Here is a 24,037-nt window from a genome sequence, read left to right as displayed (position 1 = left end):
AGGGGTTCGGCTATCGATCCTATGCCGTACGCCCCCGGGGACCCATGGCGGTGACCCATGCAACGCGGCCGGACGGCTTAAGGCGCGTCCCGCCGTCCTCAGTCCTGAATAAGCGTTTCAGTCAGGTGATGTGTGGGAATCCGGTCCCGCTCATAGGTGATTTCTGTGTAGCCGTGGGGCTCGGGCAGGCCGGCCGGGCTGAGGTTCACAAAGACGATCTCTTCGATGGTGAGGATGCTCTGCCGCGTGATCATGTTGCGGACTTCTGCGCGCATGGTCAGCGACGTGCGGCCGAAGCGCGTTGCCGTCAGGCCCATTTCCACCAGGTCGCCCTGCACGGCGGAGCTCACGAAGTTGATCTCCGAGATGTACTTCGTGACGGCGCGGCCGTTTCCAAGCTGGAGGATGGCGTAGATCGCGGCTTCCTCGTCGATCCATTTCAGCAGGCTTCCGCCGAAAAGGGTTCCGTTGGCGTTCAGGTCCTCCGGCCGGATCCATTTGCGGGTGCGGAAGGTGATGTCAGTGGATTCCATATGGCGAGGTTAGCGTGCCGCGGCGCACGTTACGCCGTGTCGGTTGTTGTGTAACGGGCCGCCGCCCGGATTTGGCTCAGGCCATGGCAGTGTGGGCGGCGCTGTGCGAGTCAATCGACTTGGCGTAGCAGTACGAATGCTCCACGCCCACGTAAGCGCCAAAGTTGGGGACGGATTCGAAGCCGGAGTTCTCGTAAAAGTTCCGGCCGTCCGGCTGCGCCGAGCCTGCTTCGGCCTTGATGCGCGTGATGCCCTGCTTGTGCGCCTCCGCTTCGAGGGCCGCCAGGATGGAGCTAGCCACGCCTGAACCGCGCGTATAGGGGAGCACATAGAGTCGCTTGATTTCGGCCGTGGCACTGTCCAGGAGCCTGAGTCCGCCGCAGCCCACGGGCTGTCCCGAGCCTTTGTCGTACGCCACGAGGAACACGGCACAGTCGGCGCCCGACGGCGGGGTCCCCGGTTCGTGGTCAGGGGTACCGAAGCGGGCGTCCAGTTCCGCCTGCTGGGCCCTGCGCAGATCGGCGCCCACGGGGTTGGACCAGGTGACCGAACGGATGTTGAGCCGCGGATTGGTCTGCATGACTGCCTCGTTTCGCCGAAGGGTGATGCAGATCAAGCCTACGAGCCCACCATTAACGCCGTGTTTCCTGCGCGTAAGGGGCTGGAGAACTTGCCCGCTACCTCTGGGTACCGGTGGGGTCCTCGGCGGTCGGATCCGTAAGAGCGAGGCCGCCCACCGGGCTCCCATCCCAGTGGATCAGCTTCCAGCCGGCGCTGGCGTCGCCTTCCAGGGCCACGATGCCGGTGTTGGACAGGACATGCCGGGCCGCGAACTCATGGTCGGCGCCCGCGGCGCGGAGCCCTGTCCACGTGCGGATGGCCGCGCCATGACTCACTACGGCCGCGACGGCGGGGCCCCCATTGCTGGCAGCGCGCTCGGCAATGTGGTTGATGGCGGCGTCGAACCGTTCGAAAAAGTCGTGGCCGTTCGGGCCGGCAGGCATCCTGCGGTCCAGGTCACCGGCTGCCCACGCAAACACCGTGCCCATGTACCGCATGTGCGATTCATGGTCGGTCAGTTTCTCCAGTGCTCCTGCCTCGATTTCGTGCAGGCCATCCAGGACTTCAACCTCAAGCCCGTGGAGACGGGACAGCGGGGCGGCCGTAACCTGGGTCCGCAGAAGCGTTGATGCGTACAGGGCACCTATCTGCTCGTTGGCCAGGGACCGTGCCATGGCCTCTGCCTGGCGGTCGCCCAGTTCGGTCAGCCCGGGCCCGGGGTGCGCGGTGTCCAGTTGGCCGAGTACGTTGCCGGGGGTCTGTCCGTGGCGGATGAGGATCAGCTTCATGACTCCAGTTTCGCATCCGTTTCGGCAGCCCAACCCACACGAAAGCGCCGGGCCCTCAAAGGACCCGGCGCCGCCGTCGTACGTTTATGACTGGTGGTTACTGAACACTCAACCACCGGGCTGCTTACTTGAGGTGGTCCACCAACTGGTCCGCGATGCCGGTGTATTTGCCCGGCGTAAGGGCGAGCAGCCGGGCCTCGGCCTCGGGGGACAGTCCCAGGCTCTGCACGAATTCCTGCATCCGGGCCGCATCCACACGCTGGCCACGGGTGAGGTCCTTGAGCCGCTCGTACGGGTTTTCCATGCCTTCGACGCCGGCAATCGCCTCGGCGCGCATGACCATCTGGATCGCCTCACCCAGGACTTCCCAGTTGGTGTCCAGGTCACCGGCGAGGACGTCTTCGGCAACGTCGAGGCGGTCCAGGCCCTTGGCCACGTTGGAGATCGCCAGCAGGGAGTGGCCGAATGCCACACCGATGTTGCGCTGGCTGGACGAGTCGGTGAGGTCGCGCTGCCAGCGGGAGGTCACCAGCGTGGAGCCCAGCACGTCCAGGAGGCCGGAGGAGATTTCCAGGTTGGCCTCGGCGTTCTCGAACCGGATGGGGTTGACCTTGTGCGGCATGGTGGAAGAGCCGGTGGCGCCGGCCACCGGGATCTGGGCGAAGTAGCCGATGGAGATATAGCTCCACATGTCCGTGCAGACGTTGTGCAGGATCCGGTTGAACCGGGCGACGTCGGCGTAAAGCTCGGCCTGCCAGTCGTGGCTTTCGATCTGGGTGGTCAGCGGGTTCCAGGTCAGGCCCAGGCCCTCGACGAAGGACTTGGCGACGTGCTGCCAGTCGGCGCCCGGAACGGACGCGACGTGGGCGGCGTAGGTTCCGGTGGCGCCGTTGATCTTGCCCAGGTATTCAGTCTTGGCGATCCGGTCCAGCTGGCGGCTCAGGCGGTGCGCGATGACTGCCAGTTCCTTGCCCAGCGTGGTGGGCGTGGCGGGCTGGCCGTGCGTGCGGGACAGCATGGGGACCGCACGGTTGTCCTCGGCCATCTTGCTGATCTGGGCCACGAGGGCGCGTGCGGCGGGCAGCCACACGTCCTCCACAGCACCCTTGACGCCCAGGGCGTAGGAGAGGTTGTTGATGTCCTCGGACGTGCAGCCGAAGTGGACCATGGCGGTCAGGTTCTCGATGCCGACGGCGGGCAGGCGGCGGCCGATGTAGTACTCCACGGCCTTCACGTCGTGGACCGTGACCGCTTCGATGTCGGCCAGCTCAGAGACGGACGAGGAGTCGAACTCCGTGACGATCGCGCGGAGCTTTTCCTGCTGTTCCGGGGTGAGCTGGCCTGCGCCGGGGAGGACGTTCTTGCTGGTCAGGTGGATGAGCCACTCGACTTCCACGGCCACACGGTCACGGTTCAGGGCTGCCTCGGACAGGTAGTCAACGAGGGGTGCGACGGCGGACTGGTAACGGCCGTCCAGCGGGCCCAGGGCGATCTGGTCCGGTGACGCGGCCAGGGCCAGGCGTCCAGAGGGCGTGCGGGTATCAGCTTTGGCGGCAGTTTCAGGCATGTGCTGATTGTTTCATGAACTCTTCACTGCCGCTTAAGCGGGCCGTCCTATGTGGACATCGTCGTGACTTATCCACATAGCGGACGCCGGTGCTTCCGTTGGGTGGGTGGCCTTTCGTAGCGTCGGGGTTCAGAAGGTGACGTGTGGTGGCAAGGGGGAGAGGGAATGAGCAGCGACTCGATAGCACCAGACTTGGCGGCGCTCATAGCTAGGGGTAACGAGGTTGAGCACCTGGCGGGGCGGGTTGCCGTGTGCGAAGGACGCGTGGATACGGTTCTTGCCAGGTTCAGGGAGATCCAGATGCTGGACTGGCAGTCACCGGCCGGCCGGGCGTACCGGGTCTCGGTGTCTCTGCAGGAGGTCGCGCTCGGAAGAGCGCTCGCACGGCTCGAAGACGCACGGCTGGCAGTGAACCGCCATGCGCAGGAAGTGGGGCCGCCCTCCGGCGGCAGCCTGGTTGGGCAGTACCGTTGGCCGAGGTGAGGTCATCTGGCAGCGGTGGGCCCATCCAGGTGAGCGGACCTGCTGTCGATGGTGGCCTGGAAATTAGGGGCGGAATTGGCGGCATCACCTTCCAGTTCGAGGAACTCATGGGCGGGGCGGAAAAGCTCGATGACCTAGCCAGCGAGCTGGCAGCGGTAGAGGCCGAAGTGAGCCGGATCCAGGGCTGTTTGCGTCTGTCCCAGGCCCAGGCCTTCGGGACGGACGCCGAAATCTCCTTGGGCGAGGCCCAGCGAAGCGTGCAGGCGGTCCGCGCAGACCTGCAGGGGATTAGCGGCCAGGTGCGGGCCAGCAAAAACGACTACGAACTCGCTGAGCTGGCGGCTGGCGTTGCGCGGGGACTAGGCATCCCCAGCGTCAAAGACTTCTTGTACTCATGCACGGACCAACAAATAACTGGCCTGCCTAACAGGAATGCCATGGAATTGTTGACCGGGAACGTGGCGCTCTCCCTGAGTGCGCTGTTGGGTCTCTCGCCGGCCCACCTGGCGGTCGCATTAGCGGCTGACATGGCGGCCGGCAGGCACATATCGGCGGTTGGTCCCCTGATTCGAAGTCTCGCCGACGGATCCAGGCCGATGCTGAAACCTCGTCCCCTCACTGTTGAACAGCGTGAGAGCGTGCCGATCCAGCTGGATGCTTCCCTTGCCGGCCTGCTGGACCGTGCGCGGATCGTCGACGAAAGAGGGGACGGCTATGTGGAAGTAATCGAAGTGGATAGTGCCGGTCGGAAGGCGTACGTGGTGGTGATCCCCGGGACACAGGCGGGCGCTGAAACTGGAGGCGATAACCCATTTGATATTGCGGGGATCGCCGAGGGGCTCGGCTATGGTTCGGCTGAAGTCAGTGCCGGCGTCCTGCAGAGCCTTCAGGCTGCAGGAGCACCAGAAGGCTCTCCTGTGGTTGCCGTTGGCTATAGCCAGGGTGGCGTGCATGCCATGAATCTCGCTGCTGATGAACTCTTTAAGTCCAAATACGACATGAAATATGTGCTGACCGCTGGTTCCCCGGTTGGCGGGATCACTCCGGACGCGGGCGTCAGCAGCCTTCACCTGGAGCATCGCGAAGACTGGGTTCCGGGAAGTGACGGCGCACCAGGTCCCGACGTTCGGAACAGGGTTACGGTCACGCTGAATAATCCAGTGTGGACGCCAGTGGGCGAGGACCCTGGATTGGGCCCCGGTCACAAGCTCAGTAACTATCAGGAAGGCGCCCGGCTGGTCGCGGCAAGCGACGATCCCTCCCTGATGGCCTCAACCGCCGTCCTGAGCGGCGTCCTGGGGGCAGGCGGCACGGCAATGGCCACCCGCTTCGCGCTGACCCGTTCGAAGCCTCCCGAGACCGCGATGGGCCGTGGGCCGGTGCCGACGCCTATGGCGCAGGTGTCACCGCAGCCGCCGCAATCCACAGCGCAACAGTCCTCGCCCCAGCCGGTGCGAGATAACAGTCCGGGGCCGTCGCCGCAGCCGACACAGCGCTAGTCGCCGCAACCAACACGGCGCTAGTCGCCGCAACCAACACGGCGCCAAGTGACTATGCGAGACGATCCGGCCGGAACGGATCGCCGGTCAGCGCTTGCCGGCTCCTGTCACCCGGCCCGCAACCAGAGAAATGAGCGTGATGATGATGGCCGCGAGGACTGCCGTCCAGAAGAACGAGTCGATGGTGAAATGCACCGGCGTGTAGCCGCTGAGCCAGGACGTCAGGTACAGCATGGCGGCATTAATAACGATGGTGAACAGCCCAAGCGTGAGGATGGTGATGGGCAAGGACAGGAAGCTGACCAAGGGGCGGACAAACGCATTCACCACACCGAAGATCAACCCGATGAACAGGTACGCGAGAATGATGCCGACGGTCTCCGTTCCCTGCGTTACGCCCGTATTGGCCACCGCCGCGGTCGTGGCCGAAGTAGAGATATCCAGGCCCGGCAGTATCCAGCTGGCAATCCAGAGGGCCAGCCCGTTGATGAGGACTCGAACTATAAAAGAGCGCATACGCCCATGCTGTCACACTGCCCCTGAGCCCCCCTGTGCGCCCGCCCAACCCGTGCCGTTCAGGCGAAGTAGGCTAGTTTGCATGACTTCATCAGAGATCCTGCCTGGCGAAATCCGGCCGCGCCCCGTGGTTGGCCGGCTTCCCCGCTACGCCGCAGGAAAGCCGCCCGTCGCCGTTGACGGGCTGGCCAGCTACAAGCTCTCCTCCAACGAGAACCCCCTGCCCCCGCTTCCGGCGGTGCTGGAGGCGATTTCCAACCAGACGGATTTCAACCGCTACCCCGACCCCCTCAGCAGCAAGCTTCGTGCTGCGCTCGCCGAGTTCCTGGCGGTGCCGGCCGAGGATATTGTCACCGGAGCCGGAAGCCTTGGTGCCTTGAACCAGTTGCTGTCCACGTTTGCGGGCCAGAACGAAGACGGCAAAGCGGACGAAGTAATCTACGCGTGGCGGTCCTTCGAGGCCTACCCCATCAGCGTGGGTCTGGTGGGCGCTGAAAGCGTCCGCATCCCGCTGACGGCAGACGGACGCCACGACCTTGACGCCATGGCTGCAGCCGTCACGGTCCGCACCAGGGTCATCCTGCTCTGCACCCCGAACAACCCCACCGGCCCCATCCTGAGCACCGCCGAAACGGAGCGGTTCATCCAGACAGTCCCGGCCGACGTTGTGGTGGTTATCGATGAGGCTTACCAGGAGTTCGTCCGCGACAAGGACGCCGTGGACGGCATCGCGATGTACCGAAAATACCCGAATGTTGTGGTGCTCCGGACGTTCTCCAAGGCACACGGACTGGCGGGCCTGCGCGTGGGCTACAGCATCTCGAACCCCGGGCTGACGCAGTACCTGCGTGTGGCGGCCACTCCCTTCGCTGTGTCACAGATCGCTGAGAAAGCAGCCATCGTCTCGTTGCAGAATTACCCGCTGGTTGTAGAGAGGGTACAAAGCATCGTGGACGAACGAACCCGCGTAACCCGCGGGCTGCGTGAGCTCGGCTGGTTTGTGCCCGAGGCAGAGGGCAACTTCATCTGGTTGAACCTGGGCGGGAACAGCTCGGAATTTGCCGAACTGGCGGGCACGCAGGCGCTTTCGGTGCGCGCGTTCGGCAGTGAAGGCGTGCGGGTCAGCATCGGCGAGGTGGAGGCCAACAGCCGGTTCCTCGAGCTCTGTGCAAACTATACAAAGGCGCCGCGACGTTCCTAGCGCTTAACATGCGTCAGGAGCGGTACCTACTGAAGATAAAGTAAGGACCAGTAAGCCAATATATATGCCATCAACGGAATGCATTCCTCCAGCGGCATATATCCCAGCGACATTGCAATGCATCCGCATGCGGCAAGCAAGGAGACGGTATGGGCGCCACACATCTGCCCTCCACCGAGTTCGATCAGACAGCGGCAGACGACCAGCTCGAGGCTGAGGCCGAGGCCCAACTGGGCAGCCCGGCCGAGCCTATGGTGCAGCTGCTGGCGCCTGACGGGACCCTGGGGACAGACCCGGTCTTCTCCGCGTATGCGGACCGACTGGACGGTGAAAAGCTGCGTGGCTTCTACGCTGACATGGCTAAGATCCGCCGCTTTGACGTGGAGGCAACCGCACTCCAGCGCCAAGGCCAGCTGGCCCTGTGGGTCCCGCTGACCGGCCAGGAGGCCGCGCAGATCGGCTCCGGCCGGGCCAGCCAGCCGCAGGACTACATCTTCCCCACCTACCGCGAGCACGGCGTGGCGCTGACCCGCAATGTGGACCTCGCTGAGCTCCTGCGCCAGTTCCGCGGCGTCTCGAACGGCGGTTGGAACCCGAAGGACACCAACTTCCATCTCTACACCCTGGTCCTGGCCGCGCAGACGCCGCACGCCGTCGGCTACGCCATGGGGATCCAGCGGGACCAGAAGATCGCGGCCGCTGCAGTCGCGTCGGACGGTGCGGCCGACCGGCCGACCGAGCCCAAAGCTGCGGTGATGGTCTACTTCGGTGACGGTGCCAGTTCCGAGGGCGACGTCCACGAATCCATGGTGTTCGCCGCCTCCTACAACGCTCCGGTGGTGTTCTTCTGCCAGAACAACCACTGGGCCATCTCCGTTCCCAGCTCGGTGCAGACCCGCATTCCGCTGTCCAACCGCGCCAAGGGTTACGGTTTCCCTGGCATCCGGGTGGACGGCAACGATGCGATAGCCGTCCACGCGGTGACCGAGTGGGCCCTCGAACATGCCCGCGAGGGCAAGGGGCCAGTGCTGATCGAGGCCTTCACCTACCGCGTCGGTGCGCACACCACTGCTGATGACCCCACAAAGTACCGGGAATCCGCCGAGGAAACCCTGTGGCGGGCCAAGGATCCGCTTGACCGACTTGAAAAGTACCTGCGGGCCCAGGGGCTGGCAGATGACGCCTTCTTTGACAAGGTCAAGGCCGACGGCGACGAACTCGCCGCCTACGTCCGCAAGACCACCTACGACCTCGAGACCCCGGACATCAGGACCGCCTTCGCCAACACCTACGTTGAGGCCCACCCCCTGGTGGCTGAGGAACTCGCCTGGTTTGAGGAATACAGCGCAGGGTTCGCTGAAACGCCGGAGCACAACAGCGCCAAACCTGGCAGCCCGGACCCGGATGATGCAGCGACAGGAGTGGCCCGCTGATGACCACCATGACCATAGCCAAGGCCATAAACGAAGGCCTGCGAGCCACCCTGGACAACAATCCGCGGACCCTGCTTATGGGCGAGGACATCGGAGCACTGGGCGGCGTCTACCGCGTCACCGACGGCCTCCTCGCGGACTTCGGCGCGGACCGCGTGGTGGACACACCGCTCGCGGAGTCCGGCATCATCGGCACGGCAATCGGCCTTGCCCTGCGCGGCTACCTGCCCGTCTGCGAGATCCAGTTCGACGGGTTTGTGTTCCCCGGTTTCAACCAGATCACCACCCAGCTGGCCAAGATGCACGCCCGCAGCAACGGCAACCTCACCGTTCCCGTAGTTGTGCGGATTCCTTACGGCGGCGGCATCGGTTCCATTGAGCACCATTCGGAATCACCGGAGGCGCTGTTCGCCCACACGGCCGGCTTGCGGATCATCACACCGTCCAACGCCCACGACGCCTACTGGATGATCCGGCAGGCAGTGGAATGCCAGGACCCCGTGATCGTCTTCGAACCCAAGCGCCGCTACTGGCTCAAGGGCGAGGTGGACACGGAATCTCCAGGCGCCTCTGCCGATCCTTTCAAGGCGCATGTGCTCCGCGAGGGTACGGACGCCACAGTGGTGGCCTACGGCCCGCTCGTGCCGGTGGCCCTTGCCGCTGCCGACGCCGCTGCCGAGGACGGCCACAGCATCGAGGTCATCGATCTGCGTTCCATTTCGCCGATCGACTTCGACACCGTCACGGCGTCCGCCAAGAAGACCGGCCGGCTTGTTGTGGCGCACGAGGCGCCGACCTTCGGCGGCATCGGGGGCGAGATCGCAGCCAGGATCAGCGAACGCGCGTTCCTCTCACTGGAGGCGCCCGTGATCCGTGTGGGCGGCTTCCACATGCCGTACCCGGTGGCCAAGGTCGAGGAAGACTACCTCCCCGACATCGACCGCATCCTCGAGGCGCTGGACCGCGCCCTGGCCTACTAGGCGCAGGCACCTTCCCCCGCCCACGCTTCCCCGCTCACGCTTGCCGCGAAAGAGGACACCATGACTCTGAACAAGTTCAACCTGCCCGACGTGGGCGAAGGCCTCACCGAGGCGGAAATCGTCTCCTGGAAGGTCAAGCCGGGGGACACCGTTGCCATCAACGATGTCCTGTGCGAGATCGAGACCGCCAAGTCGCTCGTTGAGCTGCCGTCCCCCTTCGCCGGCACCGTCACCGAGCTGCTGGTTCCCGAAGGCGTCACCATCGACGTCGGAACCGCTATCATCAGCGTCTCGGACGCCGTCTCCGGTGACCCGACGCCGGCCGATGTCCCGGCTCCCGCCACTCCGGTCCAGCCGTTGTACGGCAAGCTTCCCGCGGACGACGGCGGCACTTCAGGCAGTGCCCTGGCCGGCGGTCCACTGGTGGGATCGGGCCCCAAGGCCGACGCCGTCAAGCGCCGTCCCCGCAGGGCGGCGCCCGCCGCAGCCGTGTCGCGCAACGCCGCGGAGGTCGAGCCTGTACAGCCCCACACACTGGCTGAAGTCTCCGCACAGCGGCAACAGACTGCGGCAGGAACTGCCAACCCGGCTCCTGGCCAAACCGGCGTCGTCGATAACCGTCCCACCCTCGGCGGAACCATCACCGGCCTCGTGAACCGCGTCCTGGCCAAGCCGCCCGTCCGCAAGATTGCCCGGGATCTGGGGATCGATCTCGCCGATGTGGTGGCCACCGGCTCCCGCGGCGAAGTCACGCGCGAGGACCTGGTCAGCTACCAGTCCCAGCGCGATGCAGAGCTGGATCAGGCCGAGGGCTTCTGGGGCAAGGCCGGCAAGCCGCAGGACCAGCGGATTGAACGAATTCCGGTCAAGGGCGTCCGCAAGGCGACGGCTAAGGCGATGGTGGAGTCGGCGTTCTCGGCCCCGCACGTGAGCATTTTTGTTGACGTTGATGCCAGCCGCACCATGGAATTCGTCAAGCGGCTGAAGGTCTCACGCGACTTTGAGGGAATCAAGGTTTCCCCGCTGCTGATCCTGGCCAAGGCCGTCATCTGGGCCGCCGCGCGGAACCCCAGCGTCAACGCCACCTGGGTGGACAACGTGGACGGCACCGACGCCGCCGAGATCCAGGTCAAGCACTACTTGAACCTTGGCATCGCGGCAGCCACCCCGCGCGGCCTGATGGTTCCCAACATCAAGGACGCCCAGGACCTGTCGCTCAAGGAACTCGCACTGGCTCTGAACAGCCTGGCCACCACGGCCCGGGCGGGCAAGACCCAGCCCGCCGAAATGCAGGGCGGAACGCTCACCATCACCAACATCGGGGCGCTGGGGATCGATACGGGAACGCCGATCATCAACCCGGGTGAAGTGGCAATTGTGGCTTTCGGAACCATCAAGCAGAAGCCCTGGGTCCTGGACGGCGAAGTCATTCCGCGCTGGATCACCACGCTCGGCGGCTCTTTTGACCACCGCGTGGTGGACGGTGACTTGTCCGCCCGCTTTATGGCCGACGTCGCTGCGATCCTTGAGGAGCCGGCGCTCCTGCTGGACTAGGGCTGCCGGGACCTCGAGCATCGATACCGTGAACCAGGCTGGCATTCGGTCCAGGAACCGGGCAGCCAGGTGGCTGACAGAATTGTTCCAACCGCCGGTGGTGGTGTCGCTTCAGCTGCTTATCAGCCCCGTGGTCGAGGCCGGATTCCCGAGCACCATCGGGTATGGAGCCTTGGCTGCGCTATTTGTGTGCGTGCTGCCGCTGCTAGCGCTGCTGGGGCTCGTGCGGCTGGGCAAGGTCACGGACCACCACGTCAGCAACCGCAAACAGCGCGCGCCCGTGCTGCTGATGGCGCTGGGGTCTGTGGTCGCCGGTCTGCTGGTGCTGCAGGCTGCCAATGCCCCGCGAAGCGTGATGGTCATGGTGCTGGCCATCATCGCCGGCATCATTGTCCTGGCCGCTGTGAGCCCCTTTTGGAAGATCAGCGGCCACGCAGCGGCGGTGTCGTCGGCGGCGGTTATTTCTGTCCTGATGCTGGGTCCGGCCTGGCTGCCGTTGCTCCTGTTGGTTCCCGCCGTCGGCTGGTCCCGGGTGGTGCTCCGCGCACATACCCTGGCTCAGGTTGTGGCCGGTTCGCTTTTCGGGGGCTTGGTGATGGCGGGCCTGTGGTGGTTCCTGCGCGGCTGGCTCCTCTAGCGGAAGCCCAGGGTCAGTAACCGTAGGCCGAGTAGGTCGTCATCATCTCGACCATCTCGGGATTCCCCGCCATGGCGCCAGCCAAGGCAGCAGATGTGGCAAACGTCAGGCCGCCCAGAACCAGGGCAACGCCTGAGAGGGCCGCGAAGAATTTCCAGTCGCCGCGCAGGACGCTCGCCACGGTCTCAGGCAGGCGCAGTCCCGGCGCGATGAGGTTGGGCACGCTGTCCACGGAGCCGTCATCCAGCAGGGCGATGACGCGGCCGTTGCCGCGGTCCACCCGCATGGAGCAGATGTGGTTGCCGTGGCGGGCCAGAAGGATGTCATGGCCTACAAGTTGGCGGCGCTGAAGAGTAATCAAAGGGGCCCCTAAGGCTGGAGTGGAGAGTGGTTGTCCGCTCCATTGAGGGCACTCCCAATTTTATCGCCTGGCCGATGCTGAAACCGGCCTTTTAGGGGTGAGAACGGACACCATGCACCGCCGCGGTGAGGCCGGTGCATGGTGTCCCGTTGTCAGTTAGTCAGCGTCGTAGGTGTTGGCGATGTAGACATCGCACGTGGCATTGTGCGCCACGCTGTTGGCCACGCTTCCCAGGACCCGGCCGATGCCGCGCATCCGCCGGTTGCCCACCACGATCATCTTGGCGTCCAGGCGCTCGGCTTCCTTGATGAGCGCTTCGGCAGGCTTGCCGCGGGCGGCCGAGTAGGTCACCTTGATGGAGCCGGCCAGGGCCTCGGCCACTGTCTTGGCAACATGCTCGGCACCATCGGCATCGGAAACGATCCACTGGTCGCTGCCAGAGCCGAAGACCTCGGTACGGTCGCTGTCGAAGGCTGAGACGACGTGCAGCGAGGCGCCCACGGAGGCTGCGAGGTCCCGGGCCGATTCGGCGGCCTTCTTGGCGGTGCCGCTGCCGTCGACGCCAACAACAATAATTCCGCTCATGCTTTGTACTCCTCTTTCGGTTTCACTCTTGGCCACACTCAGTCCGGCCAACGTTACAGCGCTGCAAGGGCTTCGCGCAGTACCGGGGCCAAACGGCGCACGCCTTCCCTGATGGCGTCGGGCGGAACCGCGCTGAACGCCAGCCGCAGCTTGTTGGACGGCGCATCAGACGGGGTGAAGGCAGCCCCGGGGATAAAAACGACGCCGGCGTCGATCGCCTTCTGCAGCAGGGGATAGGTGTCCACGCCTTCGGGCAGTGTGACCCAGACGAAGAAGCCGCCTTCCGGGCTGGTCCAGCTGGTGCCTGCGGGCATGTGTTCGTCCAGGGCCGCAAGCATGGCAGTGCATCGTTCGGCATACAGTTCCCGGTAGGTCTCGATCTGCCCCTTCCAGTCGTAGTCCCTGAGGTAGGCGGACACCAGCATCTGGTTCAGGGTGGGCGGGCACAGCGTCACAGATTCGGAGGCCAGGTAGTAGCGCCGCTGAAGGTGCTCCGGGACTAATGCCCAGCCGATGCGCAGGCCAGGAGCAAAAATCTTGGAGAACGATCCCATGTAGATGACATCGGCGGGGTTGGCCGCGCGGAGCGGCTCCAGTGGTTTTCCGTCGTACCGGAGGAGCCCATAGGGGTTGTCTTCCAGCACCAGAATATTCGCGTTCCGGCATATATCAACAACCCGCTGGCGCCGTTCCTCCGCCAGGGTAATGCCAGATGGATTGTTGAAGTTGGGGATCGTGTAGAGGAACTTGATTTTTTTCCCGGCTGTCTGGAGCGCGGCGATCCTGGCCTCCAGCAGTTCAGGCACCAGGCCGTCGTCGTCCATCTCCACGGTGGCCACCTCCACCTGGTAGGCCTCAAACGTGTTGAGGGCGCCCACGTAGGTGGGATTCTCCACCAGCACCACGTCCCCCGGGTTGCAGAAGACCTTGGTGGCCACATCCTGGGCCGCCTGCGAGCCTGCGGTGATCACCACGTTCTGCGGGATCGCGTCCAGAATTCCTTCGGCCGCCATCACATCGCAGATCTGGGTGCGCAGTTCCTCGGTGCCTTGACCGCCGCCGTATTGCAGGGCGGTGAGCCCCTCGTCGGCGATGATGCTGGCAGCCGTTGCGGCCAGCCGCTCCAGCGGAAGGGATTGCAGGTAAGGGCTGCCCCCGGCAAGGGACACCAGCCCCGGGCGCATCGAGATGTCAAAAACGTCCCGGACCGCTGATTGCTTAATGTTGGCTGCGCGTTCTGAAAACAGCGCCTCGTGGGGATGGGCGGCGCGGTGGGCGGACGTGGCCGCGCGCTCGATGGCATCAATGGCTTCGGCCGGCAGCTGCAATGCGCCGGCATCAAGTGTTTCGTGGCTCACATCCTCAGGATACAGCCAGTAGTTGCCGATCAGGCAACAGTTGTTGATCAACGGCCTTATTTGAGGCTCAATGCTTCGGCGAGCCCCACACCGTTGATGTAGACCTCGGCGCGGATGGCGCCCACGGAAGCGACGGCAGTCTGCGTGAGCTGGGCCTCGATGCGCGGGATGTCGCACACCCCCGCTGGACGGATTGAGCCGGACAAGTACACCGTCACCGAGGTGCCGTCGAAGGTGCCGGACAGGAACGTCAGGGTTGAGCCGGCCAGGGAGTTGTACAGTCCGGGCGTCGGTTCTGCGGCTCCGTCCAGCAGGGCGCGAATGGCGTTGGCCAAAGGTTCCGCGGATCCGGCCACGGTATGGCGGACGCCGGCCAGGCTGTCGTTACAGCCAAAGCGAACACCCCCGGCCCCGCCGTCGTCGAGAAGTACGTAGTAGGCGGTCACCGTCTGGAATCCGGTGGACTGGCCAGGAGCGGGCACGGCCGGGGGCGGCGCCGAGGGCTCGGGAGCCGGCGATGGGCTTGCGGCCACACTTGTACCGGGTGTCGCACCGCCGATGGGCGTGGCGATCCCGGGAGAAGCCGGCACGGACGCTGGAGCGGTTCCCGGGCTCCGCCCTGCCGTTACGGGCACCCCGCCGGACGAGTCGTTTGAAGGCCCGGGCGGCGAGCCGGTGGCCTCCGCGGGCGCCTGCGGCTGCGGAGCTGGAATCAGGGGCGGCTGGGAGAGGTCAGGGCGTTCGAGGGTGGTGGCACCTGCCGGGACGCTGCTGCCGGCAGGTGGATTCGCACTGGGGGCGCAGCATCCCAGCCACAGCGGAAGCGTGACTGCTGCCGCCGTCGCCATCAGCTTTCCGGCGCTCCGCCTGCTTGTCATGTCCGCACCGCGTTCCCGTGCTTATGCTTTCCGTGCCCTTAACGTTACGGCGGTCCCTCAGCCCTGAAAATGCCCGCGCGGTACCGGTTCGAACAAGACTTGGTCACGCGAGCGGGCTCGGCCGCCAACCTGCTCACGGTGCGGTAACAAATGCCCCGGACACCTTTCGGTGCCCGGGGCATTTGGTTGCTTGGCGCTGCTGCGTGCGGCTGCCTTACGCTGCCGGCTGGGCAGCGGCGAGGGCGTCGAAGACGCCCTTGATCTGCTCCACTACCTCGGCGTCGTCCTTCGGGTGCAGCTCGGCGAAGCGGACCATGGAGCCCGGCACGGCGAGCTTGACGTCCTCAAGCACCTGGGCGCCGGCAATGCCCACGGCCTTGCGGGCTTCGTCCTGGGCCCACACGCCACCGAACTGGCCAAATGCGGTACCGACGACGGCGGTGGGCTTGCCGGAGAGGGCGCCGGCACCGAAGGGGCGGGACAGCCAGTCGATGGCGTTCTTCAGTGATGCGGGCACGGTGCCGTTGTGTTCCGGGGTCACCAGGAGAAGGGTGTCGGCTTCGTTGGCGGCGGCGCGGAGGGCGGCGGCCGCGGCGGGAACCTGGCCTTCGACGTCGATGTCCTCGTTGTAGAACGGGATGTTGCCCAGGCTTTCGTGGATGACCACGTCAACCTGATCGGGAGCGTTCAGCTGGATGGCTTCGGCCAGCTTCTGGTTGGTGGATTCGGCGCGGAGGCTGCCAACAAGGGTAAGGACGGTGCTCTTCGACATATGGACTCCTAGGGTCGGGCTGCGGACGGGACCGCTGGCCGGTGGAAGGGTGGAGGCTTGGTGCCTTCATGGTCTAAACGGACCGTAGTCCGATTATTATTCCCGGGGCTAGGATATGGACTGTGAGCTTTGTCCCGCTGCTGCCCGGTTCGCTCTCCGGCCCGCCCGCTGAGCGCCGTGACGCTGCGCAGAACCGTGAGCGTTTGCTGGGCGCGGCACGGGAGCTGATTGCCGAGTGCGGACCGGACGCCCTGACCATGGACAAGCTGGCCGAGCGGGCCGGCGTGGGCAAGGGCACCGTCTTCCGCCGGTTCGGCAGCCGTGCGGGGCTGATGATGACGCTGCTGAGCGATTCCGAGGCGGCCTTCCAGGCCCGCTTTATGTTCGGGCCGCCGCCCTTGGGACCGGGCGCTCCGGGGCTGGAGCGGCTGATCGCCTTCGGTGCGGAGCGGATCGCGTATGTGATGGAGCACGGGGACCTGGCGAGGGCTGCTGAGTCTTCACACCACGGCCGCTACGAGGTCCCGGCCGTCATACTGTGGCAGCGCCATATCGAGTATCTCCTGCGCGAGGCAGGCATGGATGCGGATCCGCTGCTGATGGCCATGTCCTTGGCCGCCACGCTCGATCCGGACCGGCTCCTGCACGCCGTCCGCGTCCAAGGCCTGGCGCCCGAGCGGTTGACCGATTCCTGGCGGGACCTTGTCACCCGAGTGGTCCGCGGGCGGTAGAGTACGCCTAAATCTGGCAAATCGTCCAGTCAAATCGATTCCTCTGAATTATTCATAACGATCTGATACGGCGGCCGCGGATTCCGCTCAGGTGCCCGTATTTTCGGCGCTACTCTGTGGTAGTTTCCTCTGGAATGTGACCCGCAACATAGTCCACCCGGACTTCATCTGAGCTGGTCGCGGGAGACCGGCTACACGCTGGTGGAAACCCGGTGGCAGCGAGACCCGTTGCTGGCCGGGGAAATCGGAAGGATCTGGAACGTGGATGCAGTGAAGGCAGGAAATCCGTTGCCAGCCCAAGGCGACCCCTTGGAGTGTCCGTCCATAGTCCAGGCGGCAAAGATCCTGAAGTAGCTGCCATATGATCAGGTACCTCGCCAAGCGCGGCATCACCTATGTCTTTATGATTTTCCTGACCACGTCTGCCGGCTATTTCCTGGCGGTCAGTTCGCTCAAGCCGGCGCTCCTCGAACAGGAACGGATTCCCCGCCCCACACCCGAGCAGGTGGCCAATTCCATGCGCCTGAAAGGCCTGGACCCGGACCTCAGCCCGTGGCAACGCTACGTTGAGTGGCTCACCGGGATCGTGACCCGTTGGGACTGGGGACGCAGCCCCAACGGCGCGTTCATCAACGCCGAATTCGGTGACCGCGTCTGGATCTCCACCCGGCTCTTCCTGGCATCCATCGTCCTGACCCTTGTCATCGGTGTCGCCCTCGGGGTGTACTCGGCGGCCCGGCAGTACAAGTTCCAGGACCGGGTGATCACCTCATACAGCTACCTCGCGTATATCGTGCCCGCCCCCATTGCCTACTTCCTGGTGCAGCTCGGTGCCATCAACATCAACGAGACCGTTGGGGAGCGCATCTTCTTCGTGACGGGCATCTCCACGCCGGGCATGCAGCCCGGGTGGTCGCAGTTTGTGGACATGGTGGGCCACTATGCGGTTCCGACGATCGCCATCACCCTCGTCGGCTGGGGTTCGTACCAGATCGCGCAGCGCCAGTACCTGCTGGACAACGTCAATGCGGACTTCGTCCGGACGGCACGCGCCAAGGGGCTAACGCGGAACCAGGCCATTACCCGGCACGCCCTCCGGGTGTCCTTCATCCCGGTGGCCCAAAGCATTGCGTTCACTATCCCGGCCATCTTCGCCGGCGGCTTCTTCGCCGAGAAGATCTTCGCCTGGCCCGGAGTGGGCTCCTGGAGCATTGACGCCATCTCTCTGCAGGACGTCAATGCGGCCACAGCCACCCTCGCCTACGGCTCGGTCATCTTCGCCCTGGGCGCCATTCTGGCCGACTTCGCCACCACGCTTGTGGACCCGAGAGTGAGGGTGCAGTAGCCATGACCAACCTCAACGCCATTGATCCGGCAGCGGTCGCGCAGGACGCGCACCTCGAAAGCGCCGATGTTGTGATCGCCAAGTCCACCATCATTTTCCGCCGTTTTATGCGGAACAAGACGGCCGTCGCAGGGCTGGCGATCTTCCTGGGCCTGACCCTCTTCTCCTTCGTCGGCGGGTTCTTTACTCCTTGGGACAAGGAGACCCTCGACCCCTTCAACATCGGCATGCCACCGTCCGCTGATCACTTCCTGGGCACGTCGCAGGCCGGCATCGACCTTTACGCCATGACCGTCGAAGGCACCAGGATCTCTATCATGATCGGCCTGGTGGTTGGCCTCGTGTCCGTCCTGGTCGCCGCGGTCTACGGGTGCACCATGGCCTATTTCGGCGGAAAAGTGGACAAGGTGATGCTCTTCGTCCTGGAGGCGCTCATCATGATGCCCGCCCTGCTGGTGGTGGCGGTGGCCACCAGCGGCGGAGGGGACGGCCTGAAGAAGAACCTCCCCAGCTGGCTCCTGCTGATCATCGTGCTTCTGGTGTTCAGCTGGATGGGGACCGCACGGCTGATCCGCTCGATGTCCATGTCGCTGATGCAGCGGGACTTCGTCAAGGCGGCCCAGTACATGGGCGTCCCGCCGCGGCGCATCGTGTGGCGGCACCTGGTCCCCAACATCGGCTCGCTGCTGGTTCTGGACATCACCCGCGGCGTCACCGGGGCCATCCTGGCCGAAGTGGCTTTCTCGTTCATCGGCATCGGCATCAAGGTGCCGGATGTGAGCCTCGGCGTGCTGATTGGCGGCGCCACGTCCCAGGTCCAGACCTTTCCTTGGATGTTCTGGGTCCCGCTCACCGTGATGTTCCTGCTCACGGGTTCCCTGGCCATGATGAACGATGGCCTCCGGGACGCCTTTGACCCGAGCTCCAGCTCTGTTGGCCGGGCCAAAAAGAACAGCGCAAAGAAGAAGGGCAAATGAGCACTTTCCTTGAGCCAGCTGACCCGGCCCCCGCAGCGGCCGAGCGGCTCCACATTGCCGGTCTCCACTCGCCGTCGGACGCTGTCCTGTCCGTCAGGGACCTGAACGTCAGCTTCAACTCCGAAAACGGGGCTGTGCATGCCGTTCGGGGCGTCAACTTCGACCTGATGCCCGGCAAAACCCTGGGAATTGTGGGGGAGTCCGGGTCCGGCAAGTCCGTGACATCGCTGGCCATCATGGGCCTGCTGCCCTCCACCGCGGAGATCTCCGGCTCGGTCAGGCTCAAGGGCAAGGAGTTGCTGGGCCTGAGCGACAAAGCCATGTGTGCCTATCGCGGCAATGACATCGCCATGGTGTTCCAGGACCCGCTGTCCTCCCTCACGCCGGTGTACACGGTGGGAACCCAAATCACCGAGGCACTCAACATCCACAACCCGGGCATGAGCAAAGCGGCGAAGGAAACCCGCGCCGTCGAACTCCTGGCGATGGTGGGCATTCCCAGCCCCAGGAACAGGCTCAGGGCCTTCCCGCACGAGTTCTCAGGCGGCATGCGCCAACGCGTAATGATCGCCATCGCCATCGCCAACAACCCGCGCGTCCTGATCGCGGATGAGCCGACGACGGCCCTGGACGTCACCATCCAGGCCCAGGTGCTTGAGGTGCTGCACACGGCGCAGGAGGAAACGGGCGCCGCCGTCGTGATGATCACGCACGATCTGGGCGTGGTGGCGGGCATCGCCGACGACATCATGGTGATGTACGCCGGGAAGCCGGTGGAAACCGGCAGCGTGGATGACATCTACTACGATCCCCGGATGCCCTACACGATGGGCCTGCTCGGGGCCGTGCCCCGTGTGGACGTCGCGGAGAAATCCTCGTTGGTCCCCATCGACGGCATCCCGCCGAACCTCCTCCACACCCCCACCGGCTGCTCCTTCGCGCCGCGGTGCCCATTGGTGACCGACGCCTGCCTGGACGGCGAGCCGTCCTTGAACCCTGTTCCGGGCAGCGGCTACCACCAGGCGGCGTGCATCAAATCCGGCTCCCTCGGCGCGGACGTGGATGTCCACGAGATCTTTTCCGCCCCGCCAGTCCCGGTCTCGAGCTTCGACCTCATCCCCCGCGGGGAGCGCGCAACCGTGCTGGAACTCAAGGATGTCCGTAAGCACTTTCCGCTGACCAAGGGTGCCCTGCTCAAGAGGCGAATCGGCACCGTGAAGGCCGTGGACGGCCTGAGCTTCGACATCCGCGAAGGCGAATGCTTCTCCATCGTGGGCGAGTCGGGTTCGGGCAAAACCACCACCTTGCTGGAAATCATGGAGTTCCATAAGGACCAGGACGGCGAGGTGATCATCGGCGGCATCAGCAATAAGCAAGCTGCCGACACCAAGACCAAAAGCGCCATGCGCAGGGAAATGCAGATGGTTTTCCAGGATCCCACGGGCGCCCTTGACCCGCGCTTTACCGTCTACGAAGTCCTGGCAGAACCGCTCCAGAACGCCGGACTTAGCAAGCCGGACATCAAAAAACGCATCATGGAACTGATGAAACTGGTGGGCCTGCAGCCGGACCACGTCAACCGGTTCCCCAACCAGTTCTCCGGCGGCCAGCGGCAGCGCGTCGGCATCGCCCGGGCCCTGGCCGTGAACCCCAAGCTGGTGGTCCTGGACGAGCCGGTGTCGGCGCTGGACGTCTCGGTCCAGGCCGGCGTCATCAACCTCCTGGACAAGCTCCGCGCCGAGTTGGGCCTCAGCTACCTCATGGTGGCCCACGATCTCTCCGTGGTCCGCCACATCTCCAACCGGGTGGCGGTGATGTACCTGGGCAAGATCGTTGAGATCGGTGAGGTTGACCGGGTGTTCGACAACCCCCGCCACCCGTATACGCGGGCACTGCTGTCCGCGATCCCCGTCCCGGACCCGCAGTTCGAGCGCACCCGCGAGCGGATCATCCTGCAAGGGGACCTGCCGTCCCCGTTGGATGCCCCGAAGGGCTGCAACTTCGCCACGCGCTGCCCCGTCTTCGCGGCGCTTCCGGCCGCGAAGCAGGAGAAGTGCCTGGCCCTGGAGCCGCCGCTGGAAGCCGTGCAGCCTTCAGCTGCCGTGGAGATTTTGGAAGCCGGCCCGGCGCCCACACCGGACCAGCAGTTCGCCTGCTTCTTCCCGGACGGCGAACTGGACGAGCACATGCTGGTGGTCCACGAGACGGCGGAACCCCATGCACCCTAGATTTTTTCGACCCATCACAAGCATCACCCGCACCTATGAAGGGAAAACCATGAGGAATCTGACCAAGATCGGCGGCGCAGCGGCCATTGCCGCAGCCTTGACGCTGACGGCCTGCGGCGGTGGAGGAACACCCACCGGACCGGAGACCGCTCAGGGGCAAGGGACCGGAAGCGACCTGGCCAAGCTCATCAGCATCAACGAGAAGCCGGCCGCTGATCTTGAGCCCGGCGGCAAGGTCACCCTGCCGCTTGGCAACATCGGTCCGGACTTCAACGGGTTCTCCAACAACGGCAACAGCGCGGACAACTCCGCCCTGCAGATCCCCATGAACCCGGTGGCCGTGAACAGCGGCGGCATCGGCGGCTGCTGGAAGGTCGACTTCGTCGGCAAGGTAACACCGAATAAGGACTTCTGCGAGTCCGTGGAGAGCAAGGTGGCGGACGGCAAGCAGACCGTCACCATCAAGATCAACCCCAAAGCCACCTACAACGACGGCACGCCGATTGATGTCAAGGCCTTCCAGAACACCTGGAACATCCTCAAGAGCCCGGATGCCGGCTACGACATCGTCAGCTCCGGAGCCTACGAGTTCGTTGAGTCGGTTGAGGCGGGCAGCAGCGACAAAGAAGTCATCGTCAAGACCACCCAGCCGGTCTACCCGCTGGATGCGCTCTTCTTCGGCCTGATCCACCCCGCCGTAAACACGCCGGAAATCTTCAACGAAGGCTTCAACGGCGAAATGCACCCCGAGTGGATGGCCGGACCGTTCAAGCTGGACCAGTACGACACCGCAGCCAAGACGGTGACGCTGGTTCCCAACGACAAGTGGTGGGGCACTAAGCCGGTCCTGGCAAACGTCGTCTTCCGTCAGCTTGAAACCAGCGCACAGATCGCTGCCTTCAAGAACGGCGAGATCGACGCCATGTCCGCCAACACCATCGCGCTGTACAAGCAGCTTGAAGGCACCAAGGACTCCGAGGTCCGCCGTGGCCAGCGACTCTTCGCCGGTGGCATGAACATCAACGCCCAGAAGATCACCGACGTCGCCGTCCGCGAGGCCATCTTCGCGGCAGTTGACCGCGAAGCCCTCCGCAAGGTCCGCTTCAATGGCCTGAACTGGGAAGAGCCCAGCTCCGGCTCCATGATGGTCCTGCCGTTCTCGGACTACTACCAGGACAACTACCCGGTGAAGGAAACCGGCGCGGATGTTGCCAAGAAGGTCCTGACCGACGCCGGCTACGCGCCCAACGCCGCCGGGATCATGGAGAAGGACGGCAAGCCCGCCGCCTTCAAGATCAGCAACTTCGGTGACGACCCCACCACACTTGCCTTCACCCAGACGCTGCAGAAGCAGCTCCAGGCCGGCGGCATGGATGTTGGCATTGACCAGCGCGCCTCTGCCGACTTCGGCAAGGTCATTGGCGGCCGCGACTTCGACATGAGCGTCTCCGGCTACACCGTTGGCCCGGATGCCACCGACGCCGTCAAGCAGTACTACGACTCCAAGACCAACGAAAACGGCCTGGGCGACGCCGAGCTGGACAAGAAGATCGCCGATCTTGCATCCATCGAGGACAACGCCGAGCGCAACAAAGCAGCCATGGACGTTGAAAAGGAGCACATGGCCAAGTACTTCTCCATGGGTGTTGTGATGAACGGCCCGCAGATCTCCTTCGTCCGCACCGGCCTGGCCAACTACGGCCCGTCCCTCTTCCAGAGCCTCTCCCAGGTTCCGGACTGGTCCACCCTGGGCTGGATCAAGAAGTAACACCCCCTGTAACGCTCTCTCACTTAATGCGGGGTTTTCGCCAACGCTCTCTCACTTCCGGCAGGTCATCCGCGGGAAGTGAGAGAGCGTTTGGCTTTAATGCACGTTAACTGCGAGAGCGTGGGGGTACGGTTTTGCCTATGACCGGGACTGAAGTTGAACGCACTATCCGCACCGCCGTCGTCGGCTATGGACTCTCGGGGCGCGTTTTCCACGCGCCGCTCATCGCAGCGGATCTCCGCTACTCGCTGGACGTCATCGCCACGTCCGACGCCGGCAGGCAGGCTGCGGCCGTGGAGCGGTACCCGGGGGTCAAAACAGTGGCCGACGGCGATGCTGTCTTTGCGTTCGCCGGGGACCTCGACCTTGTGGTGCTGGGGACCCCGCCGGCCACCCACTTTCCGCTGGCGAAGGCTGCCCTGGAGGCTGGGCTCGATGTTGTGGTGGACAAGCCTTTCGCCGTCAACAGTGCCGAGGGGCAGGAACTGATCGCCCTCGCGCACAGGCTGGGCCGCGTGCTCACGGTCTTCCAGAACCGGCGCTGGGACGGCGATTTCCTCACGGTCCGGAAGCTGCGGGCCGGCAAAGCGCTGGGCAGCGTGACCCGCTTTGAAACCAGTTTCGAACGCTGGTCCCCGGACATCTCCAAGGCATGGAAAGCCGACGCCACGGCAGCGGATGGCGGTGGTGTGCTGTTCGACCTCGGCACGCACCTCATCGACCAGGCACTTTTGCTTTTCGGGCCGGCTACCGTGGCCTACGCGGAACTGCAGGCGCGGCGTCCGCACGAGAAGGTGGACGATGACGTCTTCCTGGTGCTCAACCACGAGTCAGGGGTGACCAGCCACCTGAGCATGAACATGCTCTGCGCCCAGCAGGGCCCGCGGTTCCGCATTCTCGGTTCCACTGGAGCGTTCACCAAGCACGGGATCGACCCGCAGGAACCGTACATTGTTGCCGGCGGACGCCCGCTGGACGCGGAATACGGGGTTGAGGCGCTGGAATGGGCAGGATCCCTAGGCCGCGACGGCCACCTCGATCCGCTGCCCACAGAACGAGGCGCCTACCCCGAGTTCTACCGGCTCCTGGCAGCCAAGATCGACGACGGCGGCACCGCCTCGCCGCTGCCCCTCCCAGTAGACCCGGCAGACGCCGTCGAGGTCCTAAAAATAATAGAAAAGGCACGCGAACTGGCCGCTGCGAGGGATTAACCACAAACGCTGGGCGACAGACATCCGGCAGCGTGCGTCAGAGCGACGAAGGAGCAGCACGCAGAGGATGT

23 protein-coding genes are annotated in these 24,037 nt (G+C 64.6%); 13 read left to right on the top strand and 10 right to left on the bottom strand.

Annotated features, from left to right (window positions below; translation table 11 throughout):
* Positions 1 to 98: 98 nt before the first annotated feature.
* The 4 genes from ACZY1F_RS19320 to purB form a co-directional block, all read right to left on the bottom strand.
* The gene (locus ACZY1F_RS19320) at positions 99 to 533 is read right to left on the bottom strand and encodes an acyl-CoA thioesterase (RefSeq protein WP_463944053.1); all 435 of its coding nucleotides are present in this window, start codon (positions 531 to 533) and stop codon (positions 99 to 101) included.
* A 76-nt stretch (positions 534 to 609) separates the two neighbouring features.
* Entirely contained in the window at positions 610 to 1,113 is a 504-nt protein-coding gene (locus ACZY1F_RS19315) for a GNAT family N-acetyltransferase (protein WP_463944051.1), read from the bottom strand.
* A 97-nt stretch (positions 1,114 to 1,210) separates the two neighbouring features.
* Positions 1,211 to 1,882, bottom strand: coding sequence for a histidine phosphatase family protein (locus ACZY1F_RS19310; protein ID WP_463944049.1), 672 nt, complete (start codon positions 1,880 to 1,882; stop codon positions 1,211 to 1,213).
* Positions 1,883 to 2,006: 124 nt separating this feature from the next.
* Positions 2,007 to 3,449 (bottom strand): adenylosuccinate lyase, encoded by a 1,443-nt coding sequence (purB, locus tag ACZY1F_RS19305; RefSeq protein ID WP_463944047.1) that lies wholly within the window; start codon positions 3,447 to 3,449, stop codon positions 2,007 to 2,009.
* Positions 3,450 to 3,614: 165 nt separating this feature from the next.
* On the opposite strand from purB, the gene ACZY1F_RS19300 reads away from it, so the two are divergent.
* Positions 3,615 to 3,932: a hypothetical protein gene (locus ACZY1F_RS19300; protein WP_463944045.1), complete on the top strand. Its 318-nt coding sequence runs from the start codon at positions 3,615 to 3,617 to the stop codon at positions 3,930 to 3,932.
* Positions 3,933 to 3,961: 29 nt separating this feature from the next.
* On the top strand, positions 3,962 to 5,431 hold the full coding sequence (locus tag ACZY1F_RS19295; protein WP_463944043.1) for a hypothetical protein: 1,470 nt from the start codon (positions 3,962 to 3,964) through the stop codon (positions 5,429 to 5,431).
* 87 nt (positions 5,432 to 5,518) lie between these two features.
* Here ACZY1F_RS19295 and ACZY1F_RS19290 read toward each other — a convergent pair whose 3' ends face one another.
* Positions 5,519 to 5,947, bottom strand: a complete 429-nt coding sequence (locus ACZY1F_RS19290; protein WP_463944041.1) for a phage holin family protein — start codon at positions 5,945 to 5,947, stop codon at positions 5,519 to 5,521.
* Between the two features lie 82 nt (positions 5,948 to 6,029).
* On the opposite strand from ACZY1F_RS19290, the gene ACZY1F_RS19285 reads away from it, so the two are divergent.
* The 5 genes from ACZY1F_RS19285 (at position 6,030) to ACZY1F_RS19265 (ending at position 11,752) form a co-directional block, all read left to right on the top strand.
* Positions 6,030 to 7,148, top strand: coding sequence for a histidinol-phosphate transaminase (locus ACZY1F_RS19285; RefSeq protein WP_463944039.1), 1,119 nt, complete (start codon positions 6,030 to 6,032; stop codon positions 7,146 to 7,148).
* A 149-nt stretch (positions 7,149 to 7,297) separates the two neighbouring features.
* A complete protein-coding gene (locus ACZY1F_RS19280; protein WP_463944037.1) occupies positions 7,298 to 8,581 on the top strand; it encodes a thiamine pyrophosphate-dependent dehydrogenase E1 component subunit alpha in 1,284 nt (427 codons plus the stop codon).
* Positions 8,581 to 9,561 carry an alpha-ketoacid dehydrogenase subunit beta gene (locus ACZY1F_RS19275; protein ID WP_463944035.1) on the top strand — a complete coding sequence of 327 codons (981 nt, stop codon included), beginning with the start codon at positions 8,581 to 8,583 and terminating at the stop codon, positions 9,559 to 9,561. Before ACZY1F_RS19280 ends, ACZY1F_RS19275 begins: the two co-directional genes overlap by 1 nt.
* A 60-nt stretch (positions 9,562 to 9,621) precedes the next feature.
* Positions 9,622 to 11,115: a dihydrolipoamide acetyltransferase family protein gene (locus ACZY1F_RS19270; protein WP_463944033.1), complete on the top strand. Its 1,494-nt coding sequence runs from the start codon at positions 9,622 to 9,624 to the stop codon at positions 11,113 to 11,115.
* Between the two features lie 28 nt (positions 11,116 to 11,143).
* Positions 11,144 to 11,752: a phosphatase PAP2 family protein gene (locus tag ACZY1F_RS19265; protein ID WP_463944031.1), complete on the top strand. Its 609-nt coding sequence runs from the start codon at positions 11,144 to 11,146 to the stop codon at positions 11,750 to 11,752.
* Positions 11,753 to 11,765: 13 nt separating this feature from the next.
* On the opposite strand, the gene ACZY1F_RS19260 is transcribed toward ACZY1F_RS19265, so the two are convergent.
* From ACZY1F_RS19260 to ACZY1F_RS19240, 5 genes are all read right to left on the bottom strand, one after another.
* Positions 11,766 to 12,113: a hypothetical protein gene (locus tag ACZY1F_RS19260; RefSeq protein WP_463944029.1), complete on the bottom strand. Its 348-nt coding sequence runs from the start codon at positions 12,111 to 12,113 to the stop codon at positions 11,766 to 11,768.
* A gap of 156 nt (positions 12,114 to 12,269) precedes the next feature.
* Entirely contained in the window at positions 12,270 to 12,698 is a 429-nt protein-coding gene (locus ACZY1F_RS19255) for a universal stress protein (RefSeq protein WP_463944027.1), read from the bottom strand.
* 53 nt (positions 12,699 to 12,751) lie between these two features.
* Positions 12,752 to 14,056: an aminotransferase-like domain-containing protein gene (locus ACZY1F_RS19250; RefSeq protein WP_463944025.1), complete on the bottom strand. Its 1,305-nt coding sequence runs from the start codon at positions 14,054 to 14,056 to the stop codon at positions 12,752 to 12,754.
* 56 nt (positions 14,057 to 14,112) lie between these two features.
* Entirely contained in the window at positions 14,113 to 14,934 is an 822-nt protein-coding gene (locus ACZY1F_RS19245) for a GerMN domain-containing protein (protein ID WP_463944023.1), read from the bottom strand.
* 214 nt (positions 14,935 to 15,148) lie between these two features.
* Positions 15,149 to 15,706 carry an NAD(P)H-dependent oxidoreductase gene (locus ACZY1F_RS19240; protein WP_463944021.1) on the bottom strand — a complete coding sequence of 186 codons (558 nt, stop codon included), beginning with the start codon at positions 15,704 to 15,706 and terminating at the stop codon, positions 15,149 to 15,151.
* A 122-nt stretch (positions 15,707 to 15,828) separates the two neighbouring features.
* Between ACZY1F_RS19240 and ACZY1F_RS19235 the strand changes: the two genes are divergently transcribed.
* The 6 genes from ACZY1F_RS19235 to ACZY1F_RS19210 all read left to right on the top strand — a co-directional run bounded on the left by ACZY1F_RS19235 (position 15,829) and on the right by ACZY1F_RS19210 (position 23,966).
* Positions 15,829 to 16,437: a TetR/AcrR family transcriptional regulator gene (locus tag ACZY1F_RS19235; RefSeq protein ID WP_463944019.1), complete on the top strand. Its 609-nt coding sequence runs from the start codon at positions 15,829 to 15,831 to the stop codon at positions 16,435 to 16,437.
* Between the two features lie 361 nt (positions 16,438 to 16,798).
* A complete protein-coding gene (locus ACZY1F_RS19230) occupies positions 16,799 to 17,782 on the top strand; it encodes an ABC transporter permease (RefSeq protein ID WP_463944017.1) in 984 nt (327 codons plus the stop codon).
* A gap of 2 nt (positions 17,783 to 17,784) precedes the next feature.
* Entirely contained in the window at positions 17,785 to 18,759 is a 975-nt protein-coding gene (locus ACZY1F_RS19225; protein ID WP_463944015.1) for an ABC transporter permease, read from the top strand.
* Entirely contained in the window at positions 18,756 to 20,987 is a 2,232-nt protein-coding gene (locus tag ACZY1F_RS19220; RefSeq protein WP_463944014.1) for an ABC transporter ATP-binding protein, read from the top strand. The genes ACZY1F_RS19225 and ACZY1F_RS19220 overlap by 4 nt, the downstream gene beginning before the upstream one ends.
* Positions 20,988 to 21,036: 49 nt before the next feature.
* The gene (locus tag ACZY1F_RS19215; protein WP_463944012.1) at positions 21,037 to 22,755 is read left to right on the top strand and encodes an ABC transporter family substrate-binding protein; all 1,719 of its coding nucleotides are present in this window, start codon (positions 21,037 to 21,039) and stop codon (positions 22,753 to 22,755) included.
* Between the two features lie 140 nt (positions 22,756 to 22,895).
* A complete protein-coding gene (locus ACZY1F_RS19210; RefSeq protein WP_463944010.1) occupies positions 22,896 to 23,966 on the top strand; it encodes a Gfo/Idh/MocA family protein in 1,071 nt (356 codons plus the stop codon).
* Positions 23,967 to 24,037 lie beyond the last annotated feature (71 nt).

The organism is Pseudarthrobacter xylosi (genome assembly GCF_055412765.1).
The sequence above is the reverse complement of the archived record's forward strand: the minus strand, read 5'-3'. Positions and strand labels throughout refer to the sequence as shown.

Excerpts from the sequence above, each read along its gene's own strand:
- ACZY1F_RS19315 (WP_463944051.1), bottom strand. The coding sequence starts at position 1,113 with ATGCAGACCAATCCGCGGCTCAACATCCGTTCGGTCACCTGGTCCAAC.
- ACZY1F_RS19245 (WP_463944023.1), bottom strand. The coding sequence starts at position 14,934 with ATGACAAGCAGGCGGAGCGCCGGAAAGCTGATGGCGACGGCGGCAGCA.
- ACZY1F_RS19270 (WP_463944033.1), top strand. The coding sequence starts at position 9,622 with ATGACTCTGAACAAGTTCAACCTGCCCGACGTGGGCGAAGGCCTCACC.
- ACZY1F_RS19255 (WP_463944027.1), bottom strand. The coding sequence starts at position 12,698 with ATGAGCGGAATTATTGTTGTTGGCGTCGACGGCAGCGGCACCGCCAAG.
- ACZY1F_RS19320 (WP_463944053.1), bottom strand. The coding sequence starts at position 533 with ATGGAATCCACTGACATCACCTTCCGCACCCGCAAATGGATCCGGCCG.
- ACZY1F_RS19215 (WP_463944012.1), top strand. The coding sequence starts at position 21,037 with ATGAGGAATCTGACCAAGATCGGCGGCGCAGCGGCCATTGCCGCAGCC.
- ACZY1F_RS19280 (WP_463944037.1), top strand. The coding sequence starts at position 7,298 with ATGGGCGCCACACATCTGCCCTCCACCGAGTTCGATCAGACAGCGGCA.
- ACZY1F_RS19210 (WP_463944010.1), top strand. The coding sequence starts at position 22,896 with ATGACCGGGACTGAAGTTGAACGCACTATCCGCACCGCCGTCGTCGGC.
- ACZY1F_RS19310 (WP_463944049.1), bottom strand. The coding sequence starts at position 1,882 with ATGAAGCTGATCCTCATCCGCCACGGACAGACCCCCGGCAACGTACTC.
- ACZY1F_RS19275 (WP_463944035.1), top strand. The coding sequence starts at position 8,581 with ATGACCACCATGACCATAGCCAAGGCCATAAACGAAGGCCTGCGAGCC.
- ACZY1F_RS19240 (WP_463944021.1), bottom strand. The coding sequence starts at position 15,706 with ATGTCGAAGAGCACCGTCCTTACCCTTGTTGGCAGCCTCCGCGCCGAA.
- ACZY1F_RS19300 (WP_463944045.1), top strand. The coding sequence starts at position 3,615 with ATGAGCAGCGACTCGATAGCACCAGACTTGGCGGCGCTCATAGCTAGG.
- ACZY1F_RS19290 (WP_463944041.1), bottom strand. The coding sequence starts at position 5,947 with ATGCGCTCTTTTATAGTTCGAGTCCTCATCAACGGGCTGGCCCTCTGG.
- ACZY1F_RS19220 (WP_463944014.1), top strand. The coding sequence starts at position 18,756 with ATGAGCACTTTCCTTGAGCCAGCTGACCCGGCCCCCGCAGCGGCCGAG.
- ACZY1F_RS19285 (WP_463944039.1), top strand. The coding sequence starts at position 6,030 with ATGACTTCATCAGAGATCCTGCCTGGCGAAATCCGGCCGCGCCCCGTG.
- ACZY1F_RS19225 (WP_463944015.1), top strand. The coding sequence starts at position 17,785 with ATGACCAACCTCAACGCCATTGATCCGGCAGCGGTCGCGCAGGACGCG.
- purB (WP_463944047.1), bottom strand. The coding sequence starts at position 3,449 with ATGCCTGAAACTGCCGCCAAAGCTGATACCCGCACGCCCTCTGGACGC.
- ACZY1F_RS19230 (WP_463944017.1), top strand. The coding sequence starts at position 16,799 with ATGATCAGGTACCTCGCCAAGCGCGGCATCACCTATGTCTTTATGATT.